Source organism: Stenotrophomonas rhizophila (assembly GCF_007667275.1).
In the GTDB taxonomy this organism is placed as follows: Bacteria; Pseudomonadota; Gammaproteobacteria; order Xanthomonadales; family Xanthomonadaceae; genus Stenotrophomonas; species Stenotrophomonas maltophilia_AE.
Genome location: NZ_VDQT01000002.1, coordinates 347,702 through 366,605, shown reverse-complemented (window position 1 = coordinate 366,605; position 18,904 = coordinate 347,702). Strand labels below are relative to the sequence as shown.

The window sequence follows — 18,904 nt, the reverse complement described above, 5'->3', positions numbered from 1 at the left end:
CATTCGCGCGCCGCATCTTCTGGATGACGTTCGTTTCCAGAATCCCTTCCCAACGTTCGCCGCCCCTGCAGGGCGCTCGCACCTTTCAGCGAGGAATCCAGCACTTGTCCGATATCACTACTTCCGAACCCGGGAGCGCCGACGCGCCCGCCGAGAAGCGCGTGCGCAAGCCGCGCGTCGCCAAGGCCGCTGCCAGCAGCGCCGACGCCGGGTCCCCCCCCTCCCAGAATGCCCTGCCCCTGGCTGCCGCGCCTTCCGCGCCGGCGCCGGCAGCAGCGGCTGCACCCGCAGCCCCGGCGGCTCCGCAGGCACCCCACGCCCCGGCCGCATCCGGTGGCGATGCCCCGGCCCCGCAGGGCGGTGGCCAGGACGCCGGCGACGGCGGCCAGCGCAACAACAACAACAACCCGCAGGGCGGCCAGAACCCGTACCAGCAGGGCCAGAACCAGGGCGGCCAGAACCAGGGCCAAGGCCAGGGCAACCGCCGCGACCGCTTCCGCAATCGCCGTGACCGCGACCGCAACCGCGGTGGTGGCGGCGGTGGCGGCTACCGCGACGACGGCATGCCGCAGGACAACGGCGAGCAGCAGCCGTTCGTGCGCAGCCAGCAGGCCAACGTACCCGAGGGCTTCCCGGTCTATTCGCTGAGCGACCTCAAGCGCATGCCGGCACAGAAGCTGTTGGAAATCGCCGAGCAGCTGCAGATCTCCGAAGGCGTGGCCCGTGCACGCAAGCAGGACGTCATCTTTGCCCTGTTGAAGGTGCTCACCCGCCATGGCGACGGCGTCGCCGCCGACGGCGTGCTGGAAATCCTGCCGGACGGTTTCGGCTTCCTGCGCGCGGCCGAAGCCAGCTACCTGGCCGGCCCGGACGACACCTACATTTCGCCCAGCCAGATCCGCCGCTTCAACCTGCGCACCGGCGACCACCTGTCCGGCCGCATCCGCTTCCCGAAGGACGGCGAGCGTTACTTCGCGCTGTCGATCGTGGACACCATCAACGGTGAGCCGCTGGAAGCGTCGAAGAACAAGGTGCTGTTCGAGAACCTCACCCCGCTGTTCCCGCGCAAGCGCTTCACCCTGGAACGCGGCAACGGCTCGTCCGAAGACATCACCGGCCGCATCATGGATCTGATGGCACCGCAGGGCAAAGGCCAGCGCGCGCTGATCGTGTCCCCGCCCAAGGCCGGCAAGACCATGCTGATGCAGCAGGTGGCCACGGCGATCACCACCAATCATCCGGACGTGCACATGATCGTGCTGCTCATCGACGAGCGTCCGGAAGAAGTGACCGAAATGCAGCGCACCGTGCGCGGCGAAGTGATCAGCTCCACCTTCGACGAACCGGCCGCGCGCCACGTGCAGGTTGCCGAAATGGTGATCGAGCGCGCCAAGCGCCTGGTCGAGCACAAGAAGGACGTGGTGATCCTGCTCGACTCGATCACCCGCCTGGCGCGTGCCTACAACAACGTGGTGCCCAGCTCCGGCAAGGTGCTCACCGGCGGTGTCGACGCCAACGCCCTGCACCGCCCGAAGCGCTTCTTCGGTGCCGCGCGCAACGTGGAAGAAGGCGGCAGCCTGACCATCATCGCCACGGCGCTGGTGGACACCGGCAGCAAGATGGACGAAGTGATCTACGAAGAGTTCAAGGGCACCGGCAACAGCGAAGTGCACCTGAACCGTCGCATCGCCGAAAAGCGTGTCTACCCGGCCATCGACATCAACCGTTCCGGCACCCGCCGCGAAGACCTGCTGATCGAACCGGAGCTGCTGCAGAAGATCTGGATCCTGCGCAAGCTGCTGCACCCGATGGACGAAATCGCCGCGATGGAGTTCCTGCTCGACAAGATGAAGAACACCAAGTCCAACGACGAGTTCTTCGGTTCGATGAAGCGCTGACCGGCGCGGAATCGAAAACCGGAAGGCCCCGCATTGCGGGGCCTTCTTCGTAGTGGCTGCCGCACCTTCCGGCAGGTGCCGACCGTTGATCGGCACGCCTCACGGCCGCATGCGATCCAGCAACGGTCCGAAATGCAGCGGCCCCACCGGCCCCAGCGAGACCACCGGCTCCAGCGGCGGCTCCTCCACCTCCCCTGCATCGACCTCGGCGGCCTCCTCCTGCACTGCCGCCCGATCCCCGTGCTCGAACCCGATCCCCGCCCGCACCATGGTCGCCACCGCGACCAGGATCAACAGCGACAGCCCTCCCAGGACATGCATCAGCGTCACATCGATTCCCCCGCGCCCGTGGAGCTCACACGCTACCCGTCACCCGGCAGGAATCCCCTGCAACAACTCCCATTTTCGCGGCAAACCCGACACATCCTGGCGTGGTAGCGCCGGCCGTTGGCCGGCCCACGCGTCACCTGGCGCTTCACTGGCACGCCACCACACCCTCGGCCTTGTCCGCGTTCGTCGCCACCCGCACCTGGGTGAACGCAGCCGAGAACGGCGTGTCCGCGCTGACCACGAACGGGGCTTCCACCGCGCCCAGGTCCACGCCCCTGCTGGCGAAGCAGGCCAACGGGATGGTCACGGTGCGCTTCTGGCCCGGCGCAAGCGACGCCAGCGCCGGCGCGATGTCGACCCCGCCTTCGCAGCCAGTCCCGCACTGCATGGTCACCTTCACTGCCGCGGCGGGTTGGCGCTGCACCATCACGTCGAACTGCAGCGCGCCATTGCTGCGGGCCAGCGCGCCCAGGTTGCGCCGCGAGGTGCTGCGTGCGATCAGTTGCGCCGGGGCGAGCCAGGTCACTTCGCGCGCGTCCTGCTGGGTGTTGATCTGCACGGTGCGCACCTCGGCCACCGGCTTCTCCTTCGGCCAGCGCAGGCTGGCGTTGAGGTCATTGCCGAGCGGCTGGGTGGCGCCGTTGGCGGCGATGTGCAGCGAGAACGGCACCGTGTCCACGCGGTTGAAGATCGGCAGCGTGGTCACTTCACCGCAGTGGTCCGGGTTGGCTTCGGGCAGGCGTGCGACCTGCGCCGGCCTGGCATAGCTTAAGCCATAGCCGAATTTGAACAGGTCCGGCCGCTTCGGGTCCGGGCGGTCGATCGGCGCCGGGCACGGCACGCCCGGCCACGGGAAGCTCAGGCGGCCGCGGAAGTCATGCGCCGGCCTGCCATCCGTGCCGGCCACCAGGACGTCGGTGATGCCCTTGCCTTCAGTGCCCGGCAGCCACGCTGCCACGAACGCCTGCGACAGGTTCAGCAGGTCGTTGGTGTACATCGGGCGCCCGGAGAAGTACACGGTCACCAGCGGCTTGCCGGTGGCGGCAGCGGCCTTGAGCACGGCCAGGTCCTGCGGCTGCGCGCGGGTGTGGCCGACGGTGTCGGAGGCGAGGATGTCGCCGTTGGTTTCGGCGTACGGGGTTTCGCCGACCACCGCCACGACCACGTCGAACGCCGACGCATCGAGGTTGCTGGCGTCCGCGTTGAACGTGACCTGGCCCGCACCCAGCTCGGCGCGGAGCGCGCCCAGGACCGAATCGGCATGCGGGAAATCGGCATTGGTGTTTTCGGTGCCCTGCCAGGTCAGCGACCAGCCACCGGCCTGGTTGGACAGGTTGTCGGCGCTGCTGCCCACCACCAGCACGCGGGCGTTGCGCTTGAGCGGCAGCACGCGGTCCTGGTTCTTCAGCAGCACCAGCGATTCGCGCACCGCCTCGCGCGCCAGTTCGCGATGCTGCACGGCGCTGTCGTCGCCGGCGAAGCGGCTGTCGGAGGGCTTGTGCTCGAACAGGCCGGCGCGCAGCTTGACCCGCAGGATGCGGGCGACCGCATCGTCGATGCGCGCCATCGGGATCTCGCCGCTCTCGACCTGGGCGATGGTGTTGGCAATGAAGGCTTTCCAGTCGTCGGGCACCATCACCATGTCGATGCCGGCGTTGATCGCCTGCGCGCAGCTGTCGTTGCGGCAGCCGGGCACCTGCGCGATGCCGTTCCAGTCCGACACCACGAAACCGTCGAAGCCCATCTTCTCCTTCAGCGCGCCGGTCAGCAGGGCCTGGCTGCCGTGCATCTTGCCGTAGTCGACGCCAGCGGCGCGATCGTTCCAGCTGTTGAACGAGGCCATCACCGTCTGCACGCCTTCGCCCAGCGCACCGAAGTAGCCCTGGCCATGCACGTTGATCATGGCGGCCTTGTCCACCGTGGCCTCGCCCTGGTCGCGGCCGTTGTCGGTGGCGCCGTCGCCGATGTAGTGCTTGGCCGTGGCCACCACGTTGCCGTCGCCGGTGAAGCGCCCCTGCGCGCCCCTGACGTAGGCGGTGGCGTACTCGCGGACGATGGACGGGTCGGAGGAGAAGCTTTCATAGGTGCGGCCCCAGCGCGGATCATGCGCCACCGCCAGGGTGGGTGCGAACACCCAGCCGATGCCGGTCGCGCGGGTCGCGGTACCGGTGGCCGCACCGATCCGCTCGATCAGGGCCGCGTTGCGGGTGGCCCCCAGCCCGATGTTGTGCGGAAACAGGGTGGCGCCGTACACGTTGCTGTGGCCATGCACCGCGTCGGTGCCCCAGATCACCGGCACCGGGGTACGCGCATCGGTGGCCAGCGACGCGGCGTGGTAGGCGTCGGCGAGCTTGACCCAGTCCGCCACCCGGGCGTGCTTGTCCATGCCCGGCCACGAGCCGCCGCCGTTGAGCACCGAACCGATGTAGTACGTGCGCACCTGCTCGGGGGTGATCTGCTTGATCTCGGGCTGGGTCATCTGCCCGACCTTCTGCGCCAGGGTCATCTGCCCCAGGATGCTGCGCACGCGGCTCTCGATGGCCGGGTCGCTGGCGATGGCGCTGGTCACCCGCGGCCAGTCCTGCAGCCGTTCCGTGGCGGGGGCAGCGTGTGCCTGGGCGGCCAGGGCGGTCATGACACAGGCGGCGAGAAGAGTCTTGCGGGCGCGGCTCACGGACAACTACCTCCAGGGAAAACCAGGGACAGGGAAGCCGATGCGGGCCGGTCCGGCGCATCCGCTGACAGCGCTGTCATATAAGCCGGACCGGGCGCTGTCAACCGCTGGCGCAGCGCATTGTCCTGCCTTCACCGTGGTTGCTGGGCTGGCGCCGGTACGGCCCGCTGTGCCGGTGCGGCTGCTGCTGCAACGCCGCATGGTTTTTGCCAGCTCGTGCACGAGCGCCTCGCGTCGTGGCACCATCCGCCTGCTTGGGTAACCCCGAAACGACACAGGCGCATTACCATCGGCAGCGGCCGACCGGGTCTTCCAGAGGAACCATCGCACCATGCGTAGTCGTATCGAGGATGTCGCTGCGGTTGCGGGCGTTTCGATCAAGACCGTGTCGCGCGTGCTCAACCATGAGCCGAACGTGCGCCAGGAAACCCGCGACCGCGTGCTCGCGGCGGTCACGCGGCTGGGCTACAAGCCCAACCTGTCGGCGCGCAGCCTTGCCGGACAGCGTTCGTATGCGTTGGCGCTGGTGTACAACAATCCGTCGCGCAACTACCTGATGGAAATCCAGAACGGCATGCTGGAGGCCTGTCATGCGCACCACTACAACCTGATCCTCGGACCGGTCGGGATCGGACGTCGCACCCTGCCCGACCTGTCGGCCCTGTTCGAGAATTCGCGGCCCGACGGCGTGGTGCTGATTCCGCCGCTTACCGACGATGCAGTGGTGCTGGCCTACCTGGAAGAGAACGACATCCCGTTCGCCAGCATCGCGCCGCGCCATGCCGATGGCATCATCGGCGTGCGCATGGACGAGACCACGGCCGTGGTGGAACTGATCGGCCACCTGGTCAGGCAGGGCCATCGCCGCATCGCGCACATCAAGGGCCCGCGCGCGCACGGCGCCTGCCAGTGGCGCCTTGCCGGTTACCGGCAGGCACTGCGCGATGCCGGCATCGAGTACGACCCCGCGCTGGTGGTGAACGGACAGTTCTCGTTCGAATCGGGGATCGACGCGGCCAACGCACTGCTCGACCTGCCGGAGCCGCCCACCGCCATCTTCGCGGCCAACGATGACATGGCCGCAGCGGTGTTCCGCGTGGCCGGGCAACGCGGGTTGCGCGTGCCGCGCGACCTGTCGGTGTGCGGCTTCGACGATACACCGATCGCCGGCCACATCTACCCTGCTTTGACCACCGTGCGGCAGCCGACCGACACCATGGGACGGCTGGCGACCGAACAGTTGATCGAGCGCATCCGTACGCCCGGCGCCGGCCGCATGGTCACCGTGGACCATGCCGTGCTGGTGCGTGAATCCACCCACGCACCGCGCCGCCGCTGATCGCTCAGGTGGCCCGGCGCGAACCGCGCCAGGCGTAGAACACGATGAACAGGTAGCACAGCAGCGGCAGCAGGAACGACGCCTGCAGGCCATGCTGGTCTGCCAGCCAACCGACCGCGAGGGGTACCACCGCGCCGCCTACGATGGCCATCACCAGCAGGCTCGAACCCTGTCCGGTGAGCGGGCCGAGGCCGCCGATGGCAAGCGCGAAGATGGTGGGGAACATGATCGAGTTGAACAGGCCCACGCTGACCACGCTCCACTTGGCCAGGTTGCCGCTGCCCAGCATGGTCACCGCCAGCAGCCCCATCACGATCAGCGCGAACAGCCCGAGCAGGCGCCGCGGGTCGAAGCGCGCCAGCAGCACCGTGCCGACCAGGCGCCCGACCAGCGCGCCGCCCCAGTACAGCGACACGTAATGCGTGGCCTGCTGTTCGCTGAGCCCTTCGCCGATGCCGGGCATGGACAGGAAGTTGACCAGCACGCTGCCGATGGACACTTCGGCGCCCACGTAGAAGAAGATCGCCAGCACGCCAAACGCCAGGTGCCGATGGCGCAGCGCCTGGCCCAGGGTGCCGTGCCGGGTGCTGTCTTCCACCCCGGCAATGCTGGGCAGGCGGAACATCCAGATCGCCGCGGCCAGCACGAACAGCGCGATGGCCAGGCCAAGGTATGGCACCTGCACCGATTGGGCTTCGGCGGCGCGGTAGGCCAGCGCTTCCGCCTGTGGCAGCAGCGCCAGCTGCTCCGCGCTGCGCGGTTCCGCCGCCAGGATCAGCAGCCCGCCGAACAGCGGCGCGATGGTGGTGCCCAGCGCATTCATCGACTGCGCCAGGGTCAGCCGGCTGGAGCTGGTCTGCTCCGGGCCCAGCAGTGCCACGTAGGGATTGGCCGCCACCTGCAGCACGGTGATGCCGGTGGCCAGCACGAACAACGCGCCCAGGAACAGGCCGTACACGTGCAGCGCCGCGGCTGGCCAGAACAGCAGCGCACCGACGCCGGCGATGGCCAGGCCGGCGACGATGCCGCGCTTGTAGCCCACGGCCGCGACCAGGCGCCCGGCCGGCAGCGACATCAGGAAGTACGCGCCGAAGAAAGTGAACTGGATCAGCATCGCCTGCACCCAGGTCAGCGAGAACGCCGCCTTCAGGTGCGGGATGAGGATGTCGTTGAGGCAGGTGATGAAGCCCCACATGAAGAAGATCGCCGTCACCACGGCCAGGGCCGTGCGCGTGCTGTGTACGTGTTGCCCGCGAACCGCGGTGGAAGTGTCCATTGCCTGTCCTTCTGGAAGGGATCGCCAGCCACGCGGCGGCCAGACATGGAACCCGCTGGCGGCCTCGTTGTCCAGCGCTGTCAGACAATCGGTCATATCGCGCGACAGCCTTGCCAACATCCGCTCCCTCCCGTTTCGCGCAGTTTCGTTCTGCACTGCACAACGGCCCGCCCAGACTGAATCGGGATCGACACGTCCCATCGAAAACCGCCGCGAAGGCCTGCATTGCAGCGCTTTCCGGCAATGCGCGAGTTCTCTTTTTGCATAGCTTTGGCAAGGCACCCTCCGAGGCCGAGGACGCGCCGCATGGCAGTTTGTTGACAACGCTGTCAGGCGTGGGCCCAATCCGCCCCACATCGTTGTTGCTTCGTGCCAGACGCCGTAGGACCGCCATTACCGATTTCCCTGGGGAGGGAGTGTTCATGAAGACGTACAAGGCCGTACCCCGCAAGGCAATGCTCACTTCCGCGCTGCTCGCCGTACTGGCCGGGCCAGCGTGGGCCCAGGATACGACCCGCGACGGCGCTGCCTCGTCGTCGCAGGGCCTCGACCCGTCCACCCTGGACACGGTGCAGGTCACCGGCATCCGCGGCAGCCTCACCTCGTCCATGAACCTCAAGCGCGACAGCCAGGGCGTGGTCGACGGCATCGTGGCCGAGGACATCGGCAAGTTCCCGGACACCAACCTGGCCGAATCGCTGCAGCGCATCAGCGGCGTGTCCATCGACCGCACCTCCAGCGGCGAAGGCTCCAAGGTGACCGTGCGCGGCATCGGCCCGGACTTCAACCTGGTGCTGCTCAACGGCCGCCAGATGCCGGCGTCCAACCTCGGCAACGGCGGCGGCGGGCTTTCCAGCTCGCGCTCGTTCGACTTTGCCAACATCGCATCCGAGTCGATCTCGGCAGTGGAAGTGTTCAAGACCACCCGTGCCGACAACCCGACCGGTGGCATCGGTGCCACCATCAACGTCAAGACCCTGCGCCCGCTGGAATCCGCGCCGGTGGTCAGCGTGGGCGTCAAGGCGGTCAACGACACCTCCAACGACAACCTGCCGCGCACCCTGAAAGGCTCCGACTTCACCGGTGAGCTCTCGGGCATCTTCAGCGACATCTTCGCCGACGGCCGCGTCGGCCTGATGCTGAGCGGCAGCTACCAGGAACGCGACTCCGGCTTCAACCAGGCTACCGTGGCCGAAGGCTGGGCCACGTTCGAGGGCGACAACACCACCGACTGGCGCGTGCTGCCGCAGCCGGGCCAGGGGTATGCCGACCGCATCCAGAACCGGCCGGGGCCGAACGATGTGTACGGTCGCCCGCAGAACACCGCCTACAACGTCAACGGCGTGCAGCGCCAGCGCACCAACGGCCAGGCCACCCTGCAGTGGAAGCCGGTGGACAACGTGACCACCACGCTGGACTACACCTATGTGGAAAACAAGGTGCAGCAGCAGCGCAGCGAACTGTCGGTGTGGTTCAACTATGGCCCGGGCGACAGCATCTGGACCAATGGCCCGGTCGCCGCGCCGATCATCTACAGCGAAGACATGGTCAACTCGGATCTGTCGATGGGCGGCGCGCAGCTGGCCACGAAGAACGAGATGGACTCGCTGGGCTTCAACGTGGAATGGGAAGTCAACGATGCGTTGACCCTGTCCTTCGATGCACACCACTCCACCGGCGAATCCAAGCCGGACAGCCCGTACGGTTCGGCCGGCGTGCTCGGCGTGGCCGCGTTCGTGCGTGGCAAGACCACGGTGGACTACAGCGGCGATTTGCCGATCATCAACGTCGCGCTGCCGCCCGGTGGCGTGCAGGCGGCCGACGCGCTGGTCACCGGTTCGGTGTTCCAGAACAGCTACAACAAGTCCGAGGTGGAGCAGTACCAGGGCCGCGGCACGTTCACCTTCGAGAACTATTCGGCGCTGGACTTCGGCGTCGGCTACACCGACGTGAAGAACCGTTCGGCCTCGGCGATCATGCAGCGCAATACCTGGGGCGGCCTGGGTACCCCGGCGGACTACGATGACAGCATCTGGTACGCCGATGACATGGCGCGGTACTTCGATGCCTTCTCCGGGCACAACGATCCGCGCCTGACCGGCCAGTTCCTGGTGTTCGACTTCGACCGGCTGATCAACCGCGCCGCACAGGTCGGCACCGCATCCGACCCGGCCTGCCCGACCTGCTATGTCGCCCCGACCGAATACTCCGAAGACATCCGCACCAACGAAAAGTCCAAGAGCGCCTTCCTGCAGTACCGCACCACCTTCGACTGGTCGATGCCGCTGAACGTCGCGCTGGGCGTGCGCTATGAGCAGACCGACGTGGACTCCACCGCGATGGTGCGCGTCCCCAACGGGATCAGCTGGAGCTCGGCCAACGAGCTCAACATCAACTACGCCAGCGAAAGCGGCTTCATCAGCGACAGCGGCAAGTACGACTACGTGCTGCCCAACCTCGACCTGAAGCTGGATATCAGCGACACGCTGGCCCTGCGCGGCAGCTACAGCCGCAGCCTGGGCCGTCCGGGCTGGACCCAGATCCAGAGCGGGCAGACCCTGGCCGACATCGTGCGCACCCAGGGCGGCAGCGGGTCGCGTGGCAATCCGGCACTGGAACCGCTGCTGTCGGACAACTTCGACCTGTCGCTGGAGTGGTACTACGGCGAGTCGAGCTACGCGTCGGTGGGCTTCTTCCGCAAGAACATCAAGAACTTCATCAGCGACACCATCGTGCGCGAGAACACCGGCAACCTGCACACGCCGGTCGGCGGTGCGTACTGGAACGCCGCGCTGGCGGCCGGCTGCGGCGTGTCGGACATGCCGTGCATCCGCGACTACATCTTCACCAACTTCAACGGCCAGCCCGGCGTGACCGCCACCGGCACCAACTCGGCCGGCCAGCTCACCGGCACCATCGTCGGCCAGCCCGGCGACCCGGTGGCCGGATTCGACATCACCCTGCCGGCCAACCAGCGTTCGGACCATCTCGATGGCTGGGAAGTGGCGGTGCAGCACCTGTTCGGGCAGTCCGGCTTCGGCCTGGCCGCCAACTACACCAAGGTGAAGTCGGGGCTGACCTTCGACAACCTGAGCCTGGGCGACCAGTACCCGATGATCGGGCTCAGCGATTCGGCCAACGTGGTGGCGTTCTACGATAAAAATCAGTGGCAGATCCGTGCGGCCTACAACTGGCGCGACAAGTTCCTCAACGGCATCGGCGGCCAGGGCCCGAACCCGAACTACACCGATGACTACGGCCAGCTCGACCTCAACATCAGCTACGCGGTCAGCGACCAGCTGTCGCTGAGCCTGGAGGCGATCAACCTGACCGACGAGACCATGCGCACCTACGCGCGCCACACCAACATGCTGCGCTACGCCACCCAGACCGGCCCGCGCTACATGTTCGGCGTACGCTACAAGTTCTGAGTCCGTTGACGGTCTGGCGGGTCTACACTCGCCAGACCGTCCCTGCCCTGCAAGCGACCCCGCCATGCCTGCGACACCCGGCCCGATCGACGAAGTCCGCGACCTCGACCGCAGCCGGCTGCCGAACCTGCTGCCCGGCTGGACCACCCCCAAGGTGATCCGCGGGCTGGTCGGCGACTGGCCCGTGGTGGGCGCTGCACGGACCTCGGCCGAAGCGGCCGTGGTCCACCTCAAGCAGTACGACCACGGCGGCCTGCCGGTCACCGCCACCACCGCGCCACCCGACGCGGACGGCCGGATCTTCTACAACGCGGACATGAGCGGCTTCAACTTCCGCCGCGAACAGATTCCGTTGAAGGTGGTCCTGGACACCCTGCTCAAGTACCGCAGCGCGCACGCCGCGCCCACCATCTACGTGGCCTCGACCACGCTCGACAGCTTCCTGCCCGGCTTCCGCCGCGACAATGCGCTGGAGCTGGGCGTGGCCGACCCGCTGGCCAGCATCTGGATCGGCAACCGTTCGCGCATCGCCGCCCATCACGACGTGCCCGACAACCTGGCCTGCGTGGCCGCGGGCCGCCGGCGGGTGACGCTGTTCCCGCCGGACCAGGTGGGCAATCTGTACGTGGGGCCGCTGGACTTCACCCCGGCCGGGCAGGCGATAAGCCTGGTGGACTTCGCCGCACCCGACCTCGAACGCTTTCCCCGCTTCGAGCGGGCCTTGGCCAGTGCCCAGGTGGCGGAGCTGGGCCCGGGCGATGCGGTGTTCATTCCATCCCTGTGGTGGCACCACATGGAGGGGCTGGAGGATTTCAACGTGCTGGTGAACTACTGGTGGCGTCCGGTGCCGGCCTGGGCCGACGCGCCCATGAACGCCTTGATGCTGTCGCTGCTGGCGTTGCGCGGACTGCCGCCTGCGCAGCGCAGGCACTGGCAGGCCCTGTTCGACCACTACGTGTTCGCCGCCGGTGCGGAATCCCATGCGCACATCCCCGACGCGGTACGCGGCGTGCTGGGTCCCCTGGACGAGGGCATGGCGGCCAATGTGCGCAGCGTCGTGCGCAAGCGGCTGGAACGCTGAGCCGGCGTCGCATGCGGCCGCCGCCGCGCAGCCGGTGGTGTTTAACCACAGCGGCGGCGAATCCGTGATAATCCGCGCCGTGATCCATCGTTCGCCCGGGGGCAGGGGGGGCCATGGCAGGCGCGCCGCACGGCGCACCGGCCCGGCGCCATGCAGTTCGCCTCTGACCGCTCCCTCGTTGCAGCCTCATCGGTAGGACCGGTCGGCGCAGCACCCTGCCGGTTGTCCGTTCATGCCCCTGCTGTCTTCCCGCCTGAACCTGGGCAAGCTGATCCTGGCGTTGGCGCTGCTCAGCGCGCTGGTGGCCCTGGCCAACACGCTGCACGCCAGCTACCGCGTACAACGCGAGCAGCTGATCGACACCACGCTTGAATCCAACCGCGTGTACGCCAGCAAACTGGCCGAGAGCACGCAGAACTTCGTGCTGTCGGCCCAGCAGCAGCTGGCCTACGCCGCCACCGGCCTGGGCCAGCGCGCGCACAGCCGCGCCGAACTGGAGGCCGAGGCGGCGCGCCTGCAACTGCAGACCAACAGCTTCAATTCGGTGCTGATCGTGGACCCCGCCGGCACGGTGCTGGCCACCTCGCCGCTGAGCCTCGCGCTGCAGGGCGTGGTGCTCAACAGCCAGGGCAACCGCGAGGCGCTGAAGCGGCGCGAGCCCTACATCAGCGACCCCTACCAGTCGGCCACGGGCCGGTTGCTGGTCGCGATCTCGCATCCCATCTTCAATGCGCAGGGCTCGTACCAGGGCTACGTGAGCGGCACCATCTACCTGCGCGAACGCAGCATCCTGCAGAGCCTGCTGGGCAAGCACTACTACCGCGATGGCTCGTACCTGTACGTGGTCGACCGCAATGGCCGCATCCTGTACCACATCGAACCGGGCCGGATCGGCCAGTTCGCGCTCGAGAATCCGGCGGTGAAGGCGGTCAGCGAAGGGCACTCGGGCGCGCAGGAGGTGCGCAACAGCCATGGCGTGCAAATGCTCGCCGGCTACGCGCCAGTGCCCAGCGTGGGCTGGGGGGTCGTGGCGCAACGGCCCACCGAAGCCACGCTGGCGCCGCTGTCGCGGTTGATGAAGGCGGTGATCTGGAATGCCATTCCGCTGGGCGTGCTCTCGCTGCTGGTCACCTGGTGGTTCGCGCGACGCATCTCGCTGCCACTGTGGCAGATGGCGCGCAACGTGCAGAACCGCGACACCGGCATCGCCATCCGCCACGTCACCGGCATCAAGGCGTGGTACTACGAGGCTGCGCAGCTCAAACAGGCACTGCTGTACAGCTTCAACCTGCTGCAGGACCGGATCGGCAAGCTCAACCGCGCCAGCATGACCGACCCGCTGACCGGGTTGCAGAACCGGCGCGGCCTGCAGGAAGGGCTGGAGGACTGGCAGGCGCGCGGCCAGCCGTTCGGGATCATCGCGCTGGATATCGACCGCTTCAAGACCATCAACGACCGCTTCGGCCATGCGGTGGGCGATGCGGTGATCCTGCGCATCGCGCAGCGGATGCGCGACGATTCGCGCGACACCGACCTGCTCTGCCGTAATGGCGGCGAGGAATTCCTGATCCTGCTGCCCGGCATCGATGTGGCGGCCAGCGCCGGCATCGCCGAGCGCCTGCGCGCGCAGGTGGAAGCAGAAGTGTTCGAGCAGGTGGGCACGGTGACGGTCTCGCTGGGCGTAGCCCATTACCCGTCCTACCATCCTGATCCGCAGCAGGCGCTGCGCCTGGCCGACAAGGCGCTGTACATGGCCAAGGAACAGGGTCGCAACCGCACCGTGGTGTACCCGGCGCCGGAGGGACCCGGCGCGGGTTGAGGGGGGAGCGCGGGTCAGCCGCCCAGCGGCGTCAACAGGCGCGGACCGTCATCCAGGTCTGCCATGTAGATGCCGCCGGCAGACAGCAGGTCCGGTGCCGCGTCCGCGCCGGCCTGAGAGGAGCGCCACGGCGCGTGCTCGCGCGGACCGGCAATGTAGGCCTCCCACGTTCCATAAGCAGCGCGTTCGCCCATCGCGTAACGGACCGGGATCCGTACGGTCCACGACTCGGCATCCTTGAGCCTGCCGGTGGTCGGCGGCCGGAAGATCCAGCTGCGCGCGGCGGACACCGATGCGCGGGCAAACTCATTGCGCACCTGGCGCATCTGGCTCTCCTTGCCCACCACGCGCAGGTTCACCTGTTCGGCGACCACATCCTCCACGGCACCGTCGCGGCCGACCTTCAGCAGCAGCAGCACGTCACCCTTGGCGCGCATGGCGGCCAGGTTCTTCGGGTAGGCCGGTGCACGCGCCTCGACGGAGGTCACCCGGCTGGTGTCCTCCGGGTCGTACCGGGTGAAGCTGGCCCCCGCCACGCGCACGTTGTCGCCTGCGCCATCCGGGCTGGGCCGGGAGACCAGGCGCAGGCTCACCGGCGTCTGTGCCGTGACCGCCGTGCCGTTCGCCACGACCGGCTGGAACTGCCATGCCTGCACCTGGCCCTGCACGAACGCCGCGAGGTCGGCGGGCAGCTTTTCGGCATGGTCCAGCTGGAAGCCGGTGACGTGGCCGTCGGTGCCGATATCGATCCTGCCGGTCAGCGTCATGCTGGCTTCGGCGGCATCACGCACCGCACGTGCGGTCTGTGCAGTGGTCTCGGGCGTTGCGGCCAGCCCGGCGCCGCCCAATGCGAGGGCGAGGGCCAGGATGTGGGGATATCGCATCTCACCTGCTCCTTGTGGATGAAGGCCGAGGATAGCCCAGTGATGTGCCGGGGGGGGGAACTCACGCCAGTAGATGTCTGGCTGCGTAAGGCGGCGTATCGGGGTAGTCGCCGGCTGCGAAACGGGCCTGCAGTGCCTGCCACCAACGGGGATCGAACAGATGCGCATGGTGTTCGCGCACGGCCGCCAGCTCTTCGGCGGGCAACCCCATGAACGGTGCGAAGCGTTCCGGGAACACGTCGCGCGGGCCGACATGGAACCAGGGCTCGTCGGCCATCGCCTCCTCGGCATTGCGCGGCTGCGGCCAGGCACGGAAGACGCAGTCGCTGACCAGGCACAGCTCGTCGTAGTCATAGAACACCGCGCGCCCATGCCGCGACACGCCGAAGTTCTTCGGCAGCATGTCGCCCGGGAAGATGTTGTTGCGCGCCATGTCGGTGATGGCCTGTGCGTAATCCAGTGCTGCCGCGCGGCGCGCTTCCGCGGTCTGCTCGCGCAGGTACAGGTTCAGCGGGCGGAACCGGCGCTGCACGTAGCACAGCGCGATCACCAGGCTGTCGCCCTCTTCGCGCACGCTGGCCGCGCACTGGGTCAGCAGCTCTTCGCGCAGCGCCTGCGAAAAGCGTGCCTTCGGAAAGCGCAGGTGCCGGTACGGCTGCGCGTCGAGCAGTCGGCCAACGCGGTCCAGGTTGAAGACCAGCGCGTACTTTTCCTCCACCTGGTGCCGGGTCATGGTCTTGGGCCATGCGAAACGGTCGCGGATCAACTTGAACACCAGCGGGTAGCTGGGCAGGGTGAACACCGCCATGACCATGCCGGGGGTGCCATCGGCATGCACCAGCTGCTCGTCGGGGTGGTCCAGGAAGTGGCGGAAAAAGGTACGGTAGCGCTCGGTCTTGCCCTGTTTGGCGCGGCCCCGCACGGTGTAGATCTCATCGATGGGCTTGGCCGGCAGCAGGCTGCGCAGGAACACCACCGCGTCGCCCACCGTGGCCAGGTCGGCCTGGAAGTAGCTGCGCGAGACGCCGAACAGATGGGCCACGTCGCGGCGCCGGGTAAGCACGGCCTCGGCGCGCAGGCCGTCCTCGTCGTTCACCAGCGCGATCACGCACGGCGAGAAACGGTGCTCGCCGAACACCCTGCCCACCAGGTAGGCACGGCGCTCGCGATGGAACACGGTATCCAGCAGCTCGATGCTGCGCACCGGATGCGTGCCCCAGTGTTGGAGGTCGTCCTGCAGGCGAACCGCGATGGCTGCCGCGCAGCGCAGCTGGTGTGCATACGGAATCCCGAACCGGTAATCGCCCAGCACGCGCATGAACGCCTCGGCCGGCCGCGTCGCCGACAGCGCGTAGGTGTGCCGCGCGACCGGATGGGTGATCGCATCGGACGGTTCCACGTCCAGCGCCATGAACTCCACCTCCGCATCCACGCCTTCGGTGGCGAACAGGCGCCGGGCCAGCGTGTTGTAGAAGGTCTTGTACAGTTCGGCGTCGATCAGCCTGCATATCAGCCGCGCATAGGCCACGCGGACCTTCAGCCACAGGCTGCGTTGGCCCACGGCCTCACCCGCCGCGCGACGCAGGCCGTCGACGGTCCGCGCGACGCACTGGTCGTACAGCCCGATACGTTCCACCGCATCGTGGCGCGCACCGGCCCAGTCCCGGGTCTCGAAGCGCACCCGCGCCCGCCGCGTGACCTCGGCGAAGCGTGCATGATAGTCCTCGAAGCCATCGCGGACCAGCGCGGCAAGCCGCGATGCGAGCGCTTCTTCATCATGGAAATCGACAACAGGCATGCGCGGCAACCGGAAGGACCCGCCCCATGGTAGCGCCGGCAACCGCCCGGTGGCCGGCGCTACCGCAGTTACACCGCGAGCTGCCCTTCCACTTCCTGCACCTTGCGCCGGGCCAGGGCCAGGTTGGACTTGTTGCGGTCCAGCACCAGGTACAGGAAAAGGCCCTTCCTGGACGCGACCGGACGCATGATGTGGTACGCCTTGCCGAGCGAGATCAGGATGTCCTCGATGGAGTCGTTGAGGTTGAGCGACGCGGCGGTCTTCATCTTCGCGCGGATCACCTCCGTGTTGCCCGCCGCCGCCACTTCCATGTCCATGCCCGAGCCGGCTTCGCCGAGCAGCATGCCGCTTTCATAGTCCACCAGTGCTACCGCCTGCGCGCCGTCGATCTGCATCAACGCATTCAAGGTATCGCTGACTCCAGTTGCCATGTTGCACCCCATTTGGTTGTCGAGCCCCTAGGTTCCCCGCGGATCGGCTCGTGATCCGCTGAGTTCGGCCATGATGTTGCGGCCACACTCCTTCGCACTCCAGAGCACCTTGCCGGTCACGCAGCGCGTGTCGCAGGCCGTCATCAACAGCAGCGGCGCCGGCGTGCACGGCAGCGCCAGCATCAGCACCTTGCCGTCGTTGGCTTCCAGCATCAGTACTTCCAGTTCTCCCAGCGCCAGTTCGCGGCCCACCGCAGCGGCCAATGCCAGCATCGCGCTGGTCATCGCCGCCAGCCGTTCGCCGTTGCCGTGGGTACCGGCCGCCGGCACCAGCGCGAAGCCATCCACGCTGGCCAGCACCACGCTGCGCACGCCATTGATGTCGTCGGCGAACGCCTGCAGGTGCCCCAGTACGCGATCGCGCGCCGCCGGGGCCAGCCCGACGCTCTCGTATCCGTCAGCCATCGCCCACCACCAGGTCACGGGTTTCCATCTCGCTCATCAGCACGTCCATCAGCAACAGACCCTGCGCGCGGTCGCGCGCGTCCACCGGCACCACCGGCAGCAGGCGCTGGCCCCAGCCGGCCGTGGCCGCGCACGATTCCAGGTCGAAGGTCGGCGCCAGGTCCAGCCGCGACACGCCGATCACCGCCGGCACGTCCGCGGCGTGCCGGTGCAGGACCGCCAGGTAGGCCTGCAACTCATGCACCGCCGCGGCACGCGTGGCGTCGAGCAGCAGCACCACGCCGCGGGCGCCCTGCAGCAGGATCGGCCAGATGAAGTCGAAGCGCTGCTGGCCGGGGGTTCCGTACAGGCGCAGGCGATCGCCGTTGGGCAGGTCGATGTCGGCGTAATCCATGGCCACGGTGGTGGAGGCCTTGTCCGCGCCCTGGCGGTCGCTGTTGGGCACGTCGGTGTCGACCACCGCACTGGCCGCGATCGCGCGTACCAGGGTCGATTTGCCGCTGCCCATGCCGCCCAGCACCACGATCTTGTGTTCGCGCATGCTCAGCCTCCGGCACGCTGGCGCACGCTGCGCCACATCCGCGCCAGCAGCGTGCCGCTGCCGCTGGAACGCACCGGCGCCGGCGTCGGGCCCAGGTCTTCCAGCGCGGCATATCCACACAGATAGGCAGGCCGGACCACGCTGCGCACGGCCTCTTCCGGAACCTCCAGCAGGGTGGCGCACTCCTCCACGCTGCTGGCGCGCTTGAGCAGCAGCGAGCACAACCGGAAGCTGTCGTGCTGGTGGCCGAGCACGCGGAAGTCCGGCCAACGCAGGAGCCTGACCCGCGTGCCGCGCCGCAGCCGCGCCTCCAGGTCCTGCCAGTGCGCCGGACGCTGGCCCCATTGCCACAACAGCGGCCGCAGCGGCTGGCGCGGGAGCGTGTCCGCGAGGTCGAGGTAGCGGCGTTCGGACAGGCCGTGGAGCGACAGTGACGGGAACAGGTCCGACAGGTCTTGGGCCAGGCTGCCCATCGGGACGCCCAACGGAACCACCATCTGGTCCTGCACGAAGTCCAGCAGCAGTTGCGGCGCGTCGTCCACCACCAGCGCTGCATGCCCCTGCCGTAGCAGCAGCCGCTCGCGCAATGCACGGGTGATCGCCTTCGCACCCTGCGCGGTGGGCGGCTCGTCGATGCGGGTGGTACTGGCCACGGCCTTCCCCCTGGTTGCGCTTCGGCAGCCCACTCCTACGCTTACGCACCGACAGGATGCTCAGTTCGCCACTGGCGAATCAGCAGGGTCCATCCGCTGCACAAGCCCTCGGAAACAGGCCTCTCCCCGCCACGCGGCACGGCCGTGGCGGACGACAGCGTGCCAGAACCCACGCAACGGGCGTCACGTATTTGCAGGCAAAAAAAGACGGCCGTGTCGGAATTGGGATTGACCACAAAAAAACCCGCGCCGAGGCGCGGGTTTTCCTGCTCCTGCGTCAGCGG

Annotated in this window: 14 protein-coding genes; 5 read left to right on the top strand and 9 right to left on the bottom strand. The window is 67.9% G+C overall.

The features are described from left to right. Positions 1-104: 104 nt before the first annotated feature. Entirely contained in the window at positions 105-1,898 is a 1,794-nt protein-coding gene (rho, locus tag FSZ13_RS07735; RefSeq protein WP_145478965.1) for a transcription termination factor Rho, read from the top strand. Positions 1,899-1,997: 99 nt separating this feature from the next. On the opposite strand, the gene FSZ13_RS07730 is transcribed toward rho, so the two are convergent. Together FSZ13_RS07730 and FSZ13_RS07725 are read right to left on the bottom strand one after the other, a co-directional pair. After that, positions 1,998-2,228, bottom strand: coding sequence for a hypothetical protein (locus FSZ13_RS07730; RefSeq protein ID WP_145478964.1), 231 nt, complete (start codon positions 2,226-2,228; stop codon positions 1,998-2,000). Between the two features lie 145 nt (positions 2,229-2,373). Further along, the gene (locus FSZ13_RS07725; protein WP_145478963.1) at positions 2,374-4,902 is read right to left on the bottom strand and encodes a glycoside hydrolase family 3 protein; all 2,529 of its coding nucleotides are present in this window, start codon (positions 4,900-4,902) and stop codon (positions 2,374-2,376) included. A gap of 331 nt (positions 4,903-5,233) precedes the next feature. Here FSZ13_RS07725 and FSZ13_RS07720 point away from each other — a divergent pair, with 331 nt between their 5' ends. Then, the gene (locus FSZ13_RS07720; protein WP_145478962.1) at positions 5,234-6,241 is read left to right on the top strand and encodes a LacI family DNA-binding transcriptional regulator; all 1,008 of its coding nucleotides are present in this window, start codon (positions 5,234-5,236) and stop codon (positions 6,239-6,241) included. Between the two features lie 4 nt (positions 6,242-6,245). Here FSZ13_RS07720 and FSZ13_RS07715 read toward each other — a convergent pair whose 3' ends face one another. Then, positions 6,246-7,517, bottom strand: coding sequence for a sugar MFS transporter (locus FSZ13_RS07715; protein WP_145478961.1), 1,272 nt, complete (start codon positions 7,515-7,517; stop codon positions 6,246-6,248). A gap of 422 nt (positions 7,518-7,939) precedes the next feature. Here FSZ13_RS07715 and FSZ13_RS07710 point away from each other — a divergent pair, with 422 nt between their 5' ends. From FSZ13_RS07710 to FSZ13_RS07700, 3 genes are all read left to right on the top strand, one after another. After that, on the top strand, positions 7,940-10,948 hold the full coding sequence (locus tag FSZ13_RS07710; protein ID WP_145478960.1) for a TonB-dependent receptor: 3,009 nt from the start codon (positions 7,940-7,942) through the stop codon (positions 10,946-10,948). 64 nt (positions 10,949-11,012) lie between these two features. After that, the gene (locus tag FSZ13_RS07705) at positions 11,013-12,029 is read left to right on the top strand and encodes a cupin-like domain-containing protein (protein ID WP_145478959.1); all 1,017 of its coding nucleotides are present in this window, start codon (positions 11,013-11,015) and stop codon (positions 12,027-12,029) included. A 232-nt stretch (positions 12,030-12,261) separates the two neighbouring features. Next, positions 12,262-13,848 (top strand): GGDEF domain-containing protein, encoded by a 1,587-nt coding sequence (locus FSZ13_RS07700; protein ID WP_145478958.1) that lies wholly within the window; start codon positions 12,262-12,264, stop codon positions 13,846-13,848. Between the two features lie 14 nt (positions 13,849-13,862). Here FSZ13_RS07700 and FSZ13_RS07695 read toward each other — a convergent pair whose 3' ends face one another. From FSZ13_RS07695 to FSZ13_RS07670, 6 genes are all read right to left on the bottom strand, one after another. Continuing rightward, complete coding sequence (locus FSZ13_RS07695; RefSeq protein ID WP_145478957.1) at positions 13,863-14,732, bottom strand: hypothetical protein; 870 nt, start codon at positions 14,730-14,732, stop codon at positions 13,863-13,865. A 61-nt stretch (positions 14,733-14,793) separates the two neighbouring features. Continuing rightward, the gene (gene aceK / locus FSZ13_RS07690; RefSeq protein ID WP_145478956.1) at positions 14,794-16,530 is read right to left on the bottom strand and encodes a bifunctional isocitrate dehydrogenase kinase/phosphatase; all 1,737 of its coding nucleotides are present in this window, start codon (positions 16,528-16,530) and stop codon (positions 14,794-14,796) included. Between the two features lie 68 nt (positions 16,531-16,598). After that, positions 16,599-16,961, bottom strand: coding sequence for a hypothetical protein (locus tag FSZ13_RS07685; protein ID WP_145478955.1), 363 nt, complete (start codon positions 16,959-16,961; stop codon positions 16,599-16,601). 27 nt (positions 16,962-16,988) lie between these two features. Further along, the gene (locus FSZ13_RS07680) at positions 16,989-17,426 is read right to left on the bottom strand and encodes a roadblock/LC7 domain-containing protein (protein WP_145478954.1); all 438 of its coding nucleotides are present in this window, start codon (positions 17,424-17,426) and stop codon (positions 16,989-16,991) included. Beyond that, positions 17,419-17,967, bottom strand: a complete 549-nt coding sequence (locus FSZ13_RS07675; protein WP_145478953.1) for a GTP-binding protein — start codon at positions 17,965-17,967, stop codon at positions 17,419-17,421. Before FSZ13_RS07675 ends, FSZ13_RS07680 begins: the two co-directional genes overlap by 8 nt. Before the next feature lie 2 nt (positions 17,968-17,969). After that, a complete protein-coding gene (locus tag FSZ13_RS07670) occupies positions 17,970-18,620 on the bottom strand; it encodes a hypothetical protein (RefSeq protein ID WP_186308872.1) in 651 nt (216 codons plus the stop codon). Between the last annotated feature and the right edge of the window lie 284 nt (positions 18,621-18,904).

What these genes read in the sequence shown, in the direction of transcription:
- FSZ13_RS07700 (WP_145478958.1), top strand. Translation starts at nt 12,262, where the DNA reads ATGCCCCTGCTGTCTTCCCGCCTGAACCTGGGCAAGCTGATCCTGGCG.
- FSZ13_RS07675 (WP_145478953.1), bottom strand. Translation starts at nt 17,967, where the DNA reads ATGCGCGAACACAAGATCGTGGTGCTGGGCGGCATGGGCAGCGGCAAA.
- FSZ13_RS07680 (WP_145478954.1), bottom strand. Translation starts at nt 17,426, where the DNA reads ATGGCTGACGGATACGAGAGCGTCGGGCTGGCCCCGGCGGCGCGCGAT.
- FSZ13_RS07720 (WP_145478962.1), top strand. Translation starts at nt 5,234, where the DNA reads ATGCGTAGTCGTATCGAGGATGTCGCTGCGGTTGCGGGCGTTTCGATC.
- FSZ13_RS07705 (WP_145478959.1), top strand. Translation starts at nt 11,013, where the DNA reads ATGCCTGCGACACCCGGCCCGATCGACGAAGTCCGCGACCTCGACCGC.
- FSZ13_RS07715 (WP_145478961.1), bottom strand. Translation starts at nt 7,517, where the DNA reads ATGGACACTTCCACCGCGGTTCGCGGGCAACACGTACACAGCACGCGC.
- FSZ13_RS07695 (WP_145478957.1), bottom strand. Translation starts at nt 14,732, where the DNA reads ATGCGATATCCCCACATCCTGGCCCTCGCCCTCGCATTGGGCGGCGCC.
- FSZ13_RS07685 (WP_145478955.1), bottom strand. Translation starts at nt 16,961, where the DNA reads ATGGCAACTGGAGTCAGCGATACCTTGAATGCGTTGATGCAGATCGAC.
- FSZ13_RS07710 (WP_145478960.1), top strand. Translation starts at nt 7,940, where the DNA reads ATGAAGACGTACAAGGCCGTACCCCGCAAGGCAATGCTCACTTCCGCG.
- aceK (WP_145478956.1), bottom strand. Translation starts at nt 16,530, where the DNA reads ATGCCTGTTGTCGATTTCCATGATGAAGAAGCGCTCGCATCGCGGCTT.